The 11,259-nt window shown below is 73.0% G+C and carries 8 protein-coding genes; 3 read left to right on the top strand and 5 right to left on the bottom strand.

Going from position 1 to position 11,259, the window contains the following annotated elements; all coding sequences use genetic code 11:
• The first annotated feature begins 137 nt into the window (after positions 1-137).
• Positions 138-647 carry a flavin reductase family protein gene (locus BZY54_RS27065; RefSeq protein WP_086727937.1) on the top strand — a complete coding sequence of 170 codons (510 nt, stop codon included), beginning with the start codon at positions 138-140 and terminating at the stop codon, positions 645-647.
• Positions 648-682: 35 nt separating this feature from the next.
• Here the strand turns inward: BZY54_RS27065 and BZY54_RS27060 are convergent, their stop codons facing one another.
• From BZY54_RS27060 to BZY54_RS27040, 5 genes are all read right to left on the bottom strand, one after another.
• Positions 683-3,070: a SpoIIE family protein phosphatase gene (locus BZY54_RS27060; protein ID WP_208640778.1), complete on the bottom strand. Its 2,388-nt coding sequence runs from the start codon at positions 3,068-3,070 to the stop codon at positions 683-685.
• A 131-nt stretch (positions 3,071-3,201) separates the two neighbouring features.
• A complete protein-coding gene (locus tag BZY54_RS27055) occupies positions 3,202-3,582 on the bottom strand; it encodes a hypothetical protein (protein WP_208640777.1) in 381 nt (126 codons plus the stop codon).
• Between the two features lie 411 nt (positions 3,583-3,993).
• Positions 3,994-4,941: a MurR/RpiR family transcriptional regulator gene (locus BZY54_RS27050; protein ID WP_086727935.1), complete on the bottom strand. Its 948-nt coding sequence runs from the start codon at positions 4,939-4,941 to the stop codon at positions 3,994-3,996.
• Positions 4,942-5,054: 113 nt separating this feature from the next.
• Entirely contained in the window at positions 5,055-6,806 is a 1,752-nt protein-coding gene (locus tag BZY54_RS27045) for an ArnT family glycosyltransferase (RefSeq protein ID WP_086727934.1), read from the bottom strand.
• Positions 6,807-6,885: 79 nt separating this feature from the next.
• Positions 6,886-7,605: a nucleoside/nucleotide kinase family protein gene (locus BZY54_RS27040; protein ID WP_086727933.1), complete on the bottom strand. Its 720-nt coding sequence runs from the start codon at positions 7,603-7,605 to the stop codon at positions 6,886-6,888.
• Positions 7,606-7,741: 136 nt separating this feature from the next.
• On the opposite strand from BZY54_RS27040, the gene BZY54_RS27035 reads away from it, so the two are divergent.
• Both BZY54_RS27035 and BZY54_RS27030 read left to right on the top strand, forming a co-directional pair.
• Positions 7,742-8,494, top strand: a complete 753-nt coding sequence (locus BZY54_RS27035) for a beta-phosphoglucomutase family hydrolase (protein WP_086727932.1) — start codon at positions 7,742-7,744, stop codon at positions 8,492-8,494.
• A complete protein-coding gene (locus BZY54_RS27030) occupies positions 8,491-10,833 on the top strand; it encodes a glycoside hydrolase family 65 protein (protein WP_086727931.1) in 2,343 nt (780 codons plus the stop codon). The genes BZY54_RS27035 and BZY54_RS27030 overlap by 4 nt, the downstream gene beginning before the upstream one ends.
• Positions 10,834-11,259 lie beyond the last annotated feature (426 nt).

Genomic DNA, 11,259 nt, shown 5'->3' with positions numbered 1-11,259 from the left:
AGATGTGTATAGGGGACAGGGGCGGGGCCGAACGGGCGGCTGTGGCCGTGATGTGCTGAGCCGATGCCTCAGGCGGGTACGCGGACCGGAGGGACCGACCGCACGGCGGCACCCAGCGGCGGACGGAGGGCTACGGTATGACGGGCGTGGACGCGTTCCTGGAACGGCTCGACCCCGAGATGTACGTGGTGACGGCCGCGGCGGGCGGGGAGCGGGCGGGCTGCCTGGTCGGGTTCGCCTCGCAGTGCTCCATCAGCCCGCTGCGCTTCGTGGTGTGGCTGTCCAAGGTGAACCGCACCTTCCGGGTGGCCGAGCGGGCGGACCGGCTCGCGGTGCACCTGCTGACCCGGGACCAGCACGCTCTCGCCGTCCTCTTCGGCGGCAGCACCGGCGACGACGGGGTGGACAAGTTCGCGCACGTGCCCTGCACCCGGCGGCAGGACGGGGCCGTCGTGCTCGACGACGCGCCCGCCTGGTTCATCGGCCGGATCGTGCTGCGGGCCGACGGCGGGGACCATGTCGGCTTCGTGCTCGATCCCGTGGAGTCCGGGGGACGGGCCGGGGACGGCGAACAGGGCGGAGGGCGCGGCCCGTTGCTGCGCCTGACGGACGCGGTCGCCATCACACCGGGCCATCCGGTGGACTGAACCGCCTCACCCCGCCGACCCGAAGCCGGCTCCGGCTACGCCGGTTCGGTCGGCACGCGGATGTCCAGGATGCAGACGTCGTCCCGCCGTTCGCCCTCCAGCATCGTCGCCATCAGCGGGCCGAGGGAACCAGGCGCGTCCGTGCGGTGGGCGGTGGCGGCCTCGGCGAGCCGCTCCAGGCCCAGCTGTATGCCCTCGCCGGGCCGCTCCACCAGCCCGTCGGTGTAGAGCAGCAGCCGGTCTCCCGGCTCCAGCCGGCACTCGGCCTCCTCGAACACCGGGGACTCGGCCGCCCCCAGCAGCATCCCCCGCGGACGTTCCAGATATCGGGCCTCGCCCCCGCGCAGCAGCAGCGGTGGCAGATGGCCCGCCTGGGCCCATACGAGCCTGTGCTCCTCCGGCTGGTATCGCGCCAGCACCATGGTCGCGGTGCCGTGGGCGTCGCGGGAGTGCAGCAGCAGCGTGTTCAGCCGGGCGAGCGCGCCGGTCAGCGAGGAGCCCGTGAAGATCATGCCCTTGGCGGTGAACCGCAGCTGGGCCATGGTGGCCACCGCGTCGATGCCGTGCCCGGCGACGTCACCGACCACGAACAGCGCATCCTCGTCCGGGAGTTCGATCGCGCTGAACCAGTCGCCGCCGACGTGGACCCCGGACTCGGCGGGCAGGTAGGCGAGGTCGACGCGCAGCCCGGCGAGGCGCACGGGCCGGCGTGGCAGCGGCAGCAGCGCGTGCTGGAGCCGGCCGGCCAGCATCCGCTCGGCCTGCAGGATCCCGTGCTGCGCCAGCATGGCCCGTTCGCTGTCCACCAGGGCGAGTTCCGCGCTGCGCTGCGCGGTGAGGTCCTGCACGAAGCCGTGGACCTGGACCGGTGTGCCCTCATGGTCCGGTACGGCCTCGGCGACGGCCCGCAGATGCCGCACGCCGGACGTCGTCCTGATCCGGAACGGCACGTCGAACGGCTTGCCCTCGGTGAGCAGTTCCCGCACGGCGGTGGCGATCACGGCTTCGTCGTCCGGCAGGGCCAGCTCCCGCAGCTCCTCCAGCCGCAGCGGGCCGTGGACGGGGTCGCGGTCGCACAGCGCGTATGCCTGGGACGACCAGACGGCCTCACGGGTGACCAGGTTCCAGGTGGCCCAGCCGAGACGGCCGAGGCGCTGGAGGTCCGCCAGGCGCTGCTCCTGCCGGTCGGAGGAGTCCTGGCGCAGCCAGGTGACCAGCAGACCGTCGCCCACGCGGGCGGCCCGCACCGAGTACGTGGACAACTCCTGGGCACCGGCCACGAGTTCCTGCTGCACGTACGGCTCGCTCTCGTAGGGCTCACCGGTCTCCAGAGCGCCGAGCCAGCCCTGCCACAGCGGCTCCTCGGCCACGGCCGGCCAGCACTCGAGGATCCTGAGCCCGGTGAGCTCCCGTCCGCCGCGCCCGCTCACGTCGACGGTCTGCGGGGTGGCTGCGTCGATGCGGTAGTCCTCGACGTCGCCCGAGGCCGACCGCAACGGGGTGAGCAGCACGGTGGTGCCGGGCAGCGCCTCGAACAGATTGTGGACCGCGTCGGGGGCGCCCTGCGCGAGGTGCTCGGGCCGGGCGTCGAAGGCGCGCAGCCGGCCCGCGCACAGCCGGGCGGCGCCGCGCAGCAGTTCCCGGGTGTGCGCGGTGAACGGCCCGCCGCGGGAGCGGAACACGCCTATCGCCACATGGGCCTGGCTTCCACCGACCACCGGCAGCCAGGCACGCGACGGCCACCGCTCGACCGGGTCGCCGATCAGCAGGTACCGCTCGCTGTCCTCCGCGAGGTTCTCCAGCCAGCGCGGCTCACCGGTGTCCAATGCGTCCAGCGCGGCGACCCCGCTGAGCGGCGGCACGTGCCGCCACTGGTCCGCCAGCGTGTCGTCGACACCGGCGTGTCCCATCAGCTCCAGGCCCCCGGCGGGGAGCCGCCGGTAGAGCATCACCGCGTCCGTCCCGACGGGCTCGGCGAGGTGCTCCCGCAGGCAGTGGGCGAGGTCGTGCGGAGTGCCGGCACGGACGAGGGCCCGGCCGAGGGCCGCGAGGACCGCGGAGTCGCTGCTCTGCGGCGCCGCCGGGTGCTCGGGACTGGCGGCCGGCGGCCGCACCAGGCCCCGCACGCCCTCGTCGGCCGGGTCGGCGGGAGGGACCGCGGGGGAGACCTCAGCCGTGCCGCCGACGTGGTGGCCCGGCGGGGTCACCAGGGTGCCGAGCGTGATCCAGCACTCCTCCACCAGCGTCCGGCCCGCGGCCTTGGCCCGCTGGAGCAGATCGTCGTGCGCCGCCTCCGGGGAGCAGCCGGTCAGCGCCATCAGGGCTCCCTTGGCCCGCTCGACCACGGCAGAGGTCGCGGCCTGCTCCTGCAGCCGGTCCATCTCGGCCCGCTGCCTGGCCACGACCTTTGCCAGCGCCGCCATGTCGGGGGCGGTGCCGGCCTCCACGGAGAACCCAGATTCGCTGGTCACGCGACGAGCATCGCACATGATGAGCGGTCCGATCACAGACTTCTCGGTCCGGATTCGTACGAGAAATCGATCAAGACTGTTCTTCAGCGGGCGCCGCCGCGCTCCACCAGCGCCTGCGACACCGCACGGACACTGCGCGCGATGTGCTGGAGCTGCGTCAGCTCCGCGGCGTACAGCTTGATCGTGTGTTCGATGACTGACTCGGGCATGCCGAGCCGGGGCAGGTCGGCGCGCGCGGTCTGCAGGGCGGTGCGGGCCACCCGGATCTCCTGCTGGACCTGGATCTGCGCGTGGCGGGCGAGCAGCACGGGGTGGCGCACCAGCGCGGGGTAGCTGCCGTAGCGGGCGGGCACCAGCTCGCGCAGCCACCTGGTCGCCGAGCGCTCCCAGTCGTAGCTGCCGGGGGCCTTGACCTGGCAGGGCCAGTCCGGGCTGGTGCGCATGGTCGTCACAGGCATGATCATCGCTTCCGGTCTGCGGCGTCGTGAAGGGTGCTCCGACGAGGGCGAGGCGACCCCGGCCTAGGGGATGACCGGGGCCGCCACGGGCGCTCGCGCGGGCGGTGCCCGGCCGGACGCCCCGTGGAACGCGCCCGGAGTGGGCCGACCGCGATCCGTGAGCAGTATTTATATATGCCATCCGCTTTGCAAGACGTATGAAAACATTCATGCCTGCTTTGGGCGGCAAGCTCCCCATACGTTCCGACCAGTCCGCCGACTCGTGTTCCGGCGGATTTCTCACCCGGTGCTCGGGCGGACTTCCCGACCGATGCCCGCCCGGCGGACTTCCCGACCGGCTCCGCGGCTGTACGGATCTTCGGACCGGCTGCGCGGCCCGGCGGGGCGGCACACTCCCTCCGCGGGTGCGGGTCCCGCTCAGTCCTTGAGGAAGAACTGGTGCTGGTCCGCGAGCTGCTCGTACTCCTCCAGCCGCGCCTGGGTCCGCTCCGGGTCGGCGTCGGTCATGGCCTGGAGCAGGGCCGCGCACATGACACCGGCCGCGGCGTAGGAGTCGAAGACCAGGCGGGAACCGGTCCCGGTGGCGAAGGTGACGTCCGCCTCGTCGGCCACCGGTCCCAGCGCCAGATCGGTGATCAGGGCCACCTTGAGCCCGGCGCTGCGGGCGACCCGGACGGCGGTGAGGGTCTCGTGCGCGTGCCGGGGCATGGAGAAGGCCAGCACCCAGGTGCCGCCCGCCTCGCGGGACTGCAGCAGCGCGTCGTAGGCGACGCTCCCGCCGAGGGTGACCAGCCGCACGTCGGGATGGATCCGCCGGGCGGCGTAGGCGAAGTACTCGGCGAGCGAGACCGAGATGCGCAGCCCGAGCACGGTCAGCGGGGCCGACCGCGACAGCTCGCGGCCCACGGCGATCACGCGGTCGGGGTCGGCGAAGTCCCGGCGCAGGTTCTCCAGGTTCTCGATCTCGGCGTCGACCGCCGCCTGGAGCTCGTTGCCCCGGTTCTCCTCCGCAGTACCCGGCCCGCCCGCGAGCGTCCGGAGCGCGATGGACTGGAGCCTCTCGCGCAGCGCGGGGTAACCGCTGAACCCGACCGCGCCGGCGAAGCGCGTCACGGACGGCTGACTGACCCCGACCCGGTCCGCGAGCTCGGTGATCGACAGAAAGGCCGCCTCGGCGATGTTCTCGATCAGGTACTGGGCGATGCGACGCTGCCCGGGAGACAGCTGGGGCCCGTCGAAGAGCTCTCTGAGCTGGGACGTCGGCGCGGCCTCCGCCTGGGGCACCGTCTTTCCCGAGGTGATCGCGGACGCCTGTGCCCGGGCCTGCTGCGGCGATGGCGCCGAGGCGCCTTCATTGTCTCCCACAGGGGTTCAACATAGCTCACTCACTGTCATGACCAGGGCCTGAGCGGCCACAACCGGCCACGCACCCGGCATTTCGCTCACCGCCGGAAGGCCGCGCACCCGCGGATGCGTGTTCAACGCCGGTAGATCGTGATCGAGTGACCGACCTCGTCGACCGGGCGGCTGGTCCCGATCAGCGCGGCCAGCCGCCCCTTCGCCTTGGCGGCGGCGGAGTCCGACACCACCAGCAACCCGTGCACCCGCTCCTCGGGCACCGCGCGCGGGTCGGCCGAGTGGATGCCGTAGAAGGACGGAACCCCGCTGCCCTTGTAGACCAGCCAGATCCGTTCGCGCGGGTACCGTGCGCGCAGCCGGTCGGCGAGCCGGCCCAGGTCCTGGCCCCAGTCCACGTTGGAGTCGTGCAGCCGCAGATGTGTCCTCGCCGGCCCGCCGAACGCCTCGTTGGAGTAGGGCAGGTAGTACGGGAACGTCCCCAGCGAACTGACCGTGACGAACACCACCAGCGCCCCCACCCCGGCGAGCGACCGCGGCGTGCGGCGCGCGGCGAGCACACCGGCCGCGGCGACGGCCAGGAACATCGGCAGGAACAGCGCGTACCGGGTGCCGAAGTCGCGCGAGGAGTGCATCGCCGCGGCCAGCAGCACCGCGGGCGGAGCGAGGACGTACGGCGCCGCGTGCCGCAGCCGCCGCACGGCCACCAGGGCGACCGCCCCGGCGGTCCACAGGGCCAGCAGGCCGAGCGGCGTCTTCACCAGCAGCGCGACCGGCAGGTAGTACCAGCGTGCACCGGTGTACACGTGCCCGAACAGAAACCCCTGCCAGGGCTGGGTCTCGAACCCGAACTGGATCCGCATCCCGTCGCGGTACGCCTGCGGGAACGGCAGAAGATCGACCAGTGCCCCGCGCAGCCCGTGCACCGCCGGCACCGGCTGCCGGTACGCCCGGCGCAGCTGAGGGTCGACGACCAGGTAGGAGGCCCATACGACGGCGATGGCGACCGCTCCGGCGACGGCGGCGCGTGTGGCCCCGACGGCCAGGACCCGGGCGGCGCGGGTCCGGCCGGCACCACCGACGGCGGGACGGCGGCTCGTCCACGCCGAGGCGACGGCGAGCGCCAGCAGCACCGGCACCGCCGGCAGCGAGTTCATCTTGGTCGCCACGGCCGCCCCGAGCGCCGCGCCCGCCAGGGGCACGTACGGTCCGGGCCGCCGCCGTGCCCGCCACAGCAGCCACGCCGAGGTCAGCACGAAGCCCGCCGCGGGCACGTCCAGCGTGGCCAGCGAGCCGTGCGCGATCAGATCGGGTGAGAACGCGTAGAGGGTGAGGGCCACCAGCGCGCCCATGGCGCCGGCGAGCTCCCTGGCGAACGCGAACACCACCAGCCCGAACAGCAGTGTCACGACGATCACCGGCAGCCGGGCCCACAGCATCAGCCGCCACGGGTCGTTGCCCGACTCGTAGAGCAGATGCCGCCCGAGCCGCCCCTGGTCGCCGGTGAACGAGGCGTCGAGGTGCGGGCCGGCGGCGGCGACCCCCACCGCGATCAGCAACTTGCCGAGCGGCGGGTGTTCGGGGTTGTAAGCCAGGCTGTGCTCGTGGAGGTAGACGGCGGCCGTGCCGACGTACACGGGCTCGTCGATGGTGGGGGTCTGCTCGGCCGCCGCCGTGACCATCGCGACGGCCATCTGCGCCAGCAGCAGCACGACGGCGAGCGGCACCAGCCACCGACGGTGCGGCCGCAGCCGGCCGTACGCACGCGCCGCCGCGCCCCCGGGCGCGCTCGGCGGCCCGGCGGACGCCTCCGGGGGCGCGTCACCGCCGAGGGGCCCGGGAGCCAGGGCCATGTGCTGCTCGCCCGCCGTCATCCGCCGTGTCACCGCTCCAGGACTCGCACCGGCAGACCCTCCGCCGTACACATCGGTACGGGCCTCGCCCGGCGGGAGTTCACCCCGTCCCGCGAAGAGGCAGCGCACCGGAGCCCGGTGCTCGCGTCCCACCCGGGTCCGGCAGGGCCGTTTCGGGCACGACCAGGTCCGCGCGTTCGCGGGTCGCCGCCACCAGGTCCGCGTTGCGCTGGTCGGTGCCCAGAACCCAGGCGACCGCCTGCTCGTGGTCCTTGCCGAACTCCTCGTGGCGGGCGACGAGACGGCGGACCCGCTCCCGCTCGTCGAGCTCACAGAACCACACCTCGTCCAGCTGCGGCCGCACCCGCGCCCAGGCGCCGGTGTCCAGCAGCAGGTAGTTGCCCTCCGTCACGACCAGCCGGACGGACGGCGCCACCGGGATCGCGCCCGCGACCGGCTGCTCCAGGACCCGCTCGAAGCCCGGCGCGTACACCGTCTCGCCGCCGTCCGCCGCCGCGTGCTCGTACTCCTCCCGCAGCCGGCGCAGCAGCGCCGCGTACCCCGCCGCGTCGAACGTGTCCGGCGCGCCCTTGCGGTCCCGGCGGCCGAGGCGGTCGAGTTCGGCGTCGGCGAGGTGGAAGCCGTCCATCGGGACGTGCGCGACCCATGGTTCGCCCGCGCCGTTCAGCGCCCGCACCAGATGCTCGGCGAGCGTCGACTTGCCCGCGCCGGGGCTGCCCGCGATGCCGAGGATGGCGCGGTGCCCGTCGCGGGTGAGGGACCGGGCCCGGACGAGGAGTTCGTGGAAGGTCGGCGGCACAGGCCACAGTGTGTCACCCGGTCGGCCCGCATCCCCTCGCGCGGAGGGCATCTGATGGTCGGATAGTTGTCGGAAAGTACGTCCGATGTGGCACGTGACACCCTCTCGAGCCCGCGATGTGGGGAAGGGTGCCTGTATGACAGAGCTCGGTCTGCCCCAGACAATCCTGGCCTGCCTCTTCGACCTCGACGGGGTCGTCACCAAGACGGCCGTGGTGCACGCGGCCGCCTGGAAGGAGACGTTCGACGCGTTCCTGCGCGAGCGGGAGGGCGCGGACTTCCGGCCCTTCGACGCGGTCGCGGACTACGACGAGTACGTCGACGGGCGCCCCCGCGCCGACGGGGTGCGCACCTTCCTCGCATCGCGGGGCATCGAACTGCCCGAGGGCAGTCCCGACGACCCGCCCGACGCGCAGACGGTCAACGGGGTCGGCAACCGGAAGAATGAACTCGTTCTGCAGAAAATCCGTACAGAAGGTGTGGAAGCCTACGAGGGAACCCTGCGCTACATCGAGGCGGTCCGGGCCGAGGGCCTGAAGACGGCGATCGTCTCCTCCAGCGCCAACACCCTGGACGTGCTGCGCTCGATCGACGCCGAACGGCTCTTCGACGTCAGGATCGACGGAGTGGTCGCGCGCGAGCGCAGGCTGCCCGGCAAACCGCACCCGGACACCTTCCTCGCCGCCGCCCAGGACCTCGGTGTCGACGCCAAGCAGGCCACCGTCTTCGAGGACGCGCTGGCCGGCATGGACGCGGGCCGCTCGGGCCACTTCGGATACGTGGTCGGCGTCGACCGCGTGGGCCAGACCGACGCGCTGTACGCGCACGGCGCCGACGTGGTGGTCAAGGACCTGGCCGAGCTCCTCGCCGGAAAGGGAGGTGCCGCGTGATCACCCACGGTTCGTACGCGGTGGAGCCCTGGACCGTGCGCGAGACGGACCTCAGCCTGGACGTGCTGGCCCAGAGCGAGTCCGTCTTCGCGCTGTCCAACGGCCACGTCGGCTGGCGCGGCAACCTCGACGAGGGCGAACCGCACGGCCTGCCCGGCTCCTACCTCAACGGCGTCCACGAGGTCCACCCGCTGCCGTACGCCGAGGCGGGCTACGGCTACCCGGAGTCGGGTCAGACCGTCATCAACATCACCAACGGCAAGGTCTTGCGGCTGCTCGTCGACGACGAGCCGTTCGACCTTCGCTACGGCCGGCTCGTCTCGCACGAGCGCGTGCTCGACCTGCGCCGGGGGGTCCTGGAGCGGACCTGCGACTGGTGCTCGCCCGCCGGCACCCGGATCCGGGTGCGCTCCACCCGGATGATCTCCCTCACCCAGCGGTCCATCGGCGCGGTCTCCTACGAGGTGGAGGCGGTCGACTGCCAGACGCGTGTGGTCATCCAGTCCGAACTCGTCGCCAACGAGCAGTTGCCGCAGACCAAGGGCGACCCGCGCGCGGCGATGGCCCTCGAGGCACCGCTGCAGCCGGAGGAGGACTTCGCCCGCGACAACCGGCTGCGCCTGGTCCACTGCACCCGTAACAGCGGACTGCGTGTGGCCGTGGCCGCGGACCACGTCGTCTCCGGTCCCGAGCGCACTACGACCAGCAGCGAGAGCCGCCCGGACCTGGCCCGGTTGACGGTCGCCGCCGTCCTGGGCCCGGGGCAGAAGCTGCGCGTGGACAAGCTCGTCGCCCACGGCTGGTCCGGCACGCGCTCCCTGCCGGCGATGAGCGACCAGGTGGACGCGGCCCTGGCGGCCGCCGCGCACGACGGCTGGGCGGGCCTGGTCGAGGACCAGCGGGCGTACCTCGACGACTTCTGGGCGAGCGCGGACGTCGAGGTCGACGGCGACGAGGAGATCCAGCAGGCCGTCCGCTTCGCCCTCTTCCACGTGCTGCAGGCCGGTGCCCGCGCCGAGGAGCGGGCGATCCCGGCGAAGGGGCTGACCGGCTCGGGCTACGACGGGCACGCCTTCTGGGACACCGAGATGTTCGTGCTGCCGCTGCTGACGTACACCTCCCCGGACGCCGTGGCCGAGGCACTGCGCTGGCGGCAGAACACCCTGCCCGCCGCCCGGGAGCGCGCCGCCCAGCTGGGGCTGCGCGGCGCGGCGTTCCCCTGGCGGACCATCGGGGGCGAGGAGGGGTCGGCGTACTGGCCGGCCGGCACGGCCGCCTTCCACGTGAACGCCGACATCGCGCACGCCGTGGTGCGCTACGTGGCGGCGACGGGCGACGAGGACTTCGAGCGCGAGACCGGGATCGAACTGCTGGTGGAGACCGCGCGGCTGTGGCGCTCGCTCGGCCACCACGACCACCGGGGCACCTTCCACATCGACGGCGTCACCGGCCCCGACGAGTACAGCGCGATCGCCGACGACAACATCTACACCAACCTGATGGCCCGGGCGAACCTGCTCGACGCCGCCGACGTCGTCGAGCGGTACCCGAAGGAGGCGGAGCGGCTCGGCGCCGACGACGAGGAGAGCGCCGCCTGGCGGGACGCCGCCGAGGCCATGCACATCCCCTACAACGCCGAACTGCGGGTGCACGAGCAGCACGCGGGCTTCACCCGCTACCAGCACTGGGACTTCGCCAACACCCGCGCCGACCAGTACCCGCTGATGCTGCACTTCCCCTACTTCGACATCTACCGCAAGCAGGTGATCAAGCAGGCCGACCTGGTGCTGGCGATGTACGCCTGCAGCGCCGAGTTCGACGAGGAGCACATCGCTCGAAACTTCGCCTACTACGAGCCGCTGACCGTCCGGGACTCGTCGCTGTCGGCGTCCGTGCAGGCGGTCATCGCCGCGCAGACGGGCCACCTGCGGCTCGCCTACGACTACGCGGCCGAGGCCGCCCTGATGGACCTGGAGGACCTGGAGCACAACACGCGCGACGGACTGCACATCGCGTCGCTGGCCGGCACCTGGTTGGCGCTCGTGATGGGCTTCGGCGGCACCCGCCGGTTCGGCGAATCGCTGGAGTTCGCGCCGCGCCTGCCGGAGAAGTTCAGCCGCCTCGCCTTCTCCATGCTCTTCCGCGGCCGTCGGCTGCGCGTGGAGTTCACCCAGCAGAGCGCCACCTACGCGCTGCTGTCCGGACCGCCGCTGACGGTCCGCCACCACGGCGAGGAGCTCAGGCTCGAACCGAACGCGACCACGTGCCGCCCGGTTCCGCCGCCGAAGCACCGTCCGGCCCCGGAACAGCCCCCGCACCGCAAGCCGAACGTCCGCTGACGGGGCCGGCTTGCGCGCCGGCAGGGGGCCGTGCGGTACCGGCGTCGGCTCGCGCACGCGCCGATCGGCTCACACACGCGCCGATCGGCGCGGCCGCCGCGCAGGCCGCCGTACCTCTGCCGGCGGGCTCGGCTGCCGGGCGGTCCGGATCCCTTAGTCGGAGGGTTCGGCGGTCGGGGCGGTCGGGGGCCTCTGACGGTGGCCCCGGCTGCGGTGGCGGTCGGGGTGCCTCTGGCGGTGGGCTCGGCTGTCGTAGCGGTCGGTGTGCCTCCGGCGGTGGCCCCGGCTGCCGCAGTGGCGGATGAAAGTGCCGAACATCCGGTGACGGACCGGCCCACAGCCCACGGCTCGCGGCCCGGCGGCCGGACGTCCGCCGGAGTCCTTGGCGAGGGTCTGCCGGTGAGGCAGGACTGTCAGTGAGGCAGG

Origin of the sequence: Streptomyces carpinensis (assembly GCF_002154505.1) — a bacterium.
Taxonomy (GTDB): Bacteria; Actinomycetota; Actinomycetes; order Streptomycetales; family Streptomycetaceae; genus Streptomyces; species Streptomyces carpinensis.
This window is presented reverse-complemented; position numbering and strand designations above follow the sequence as displayed.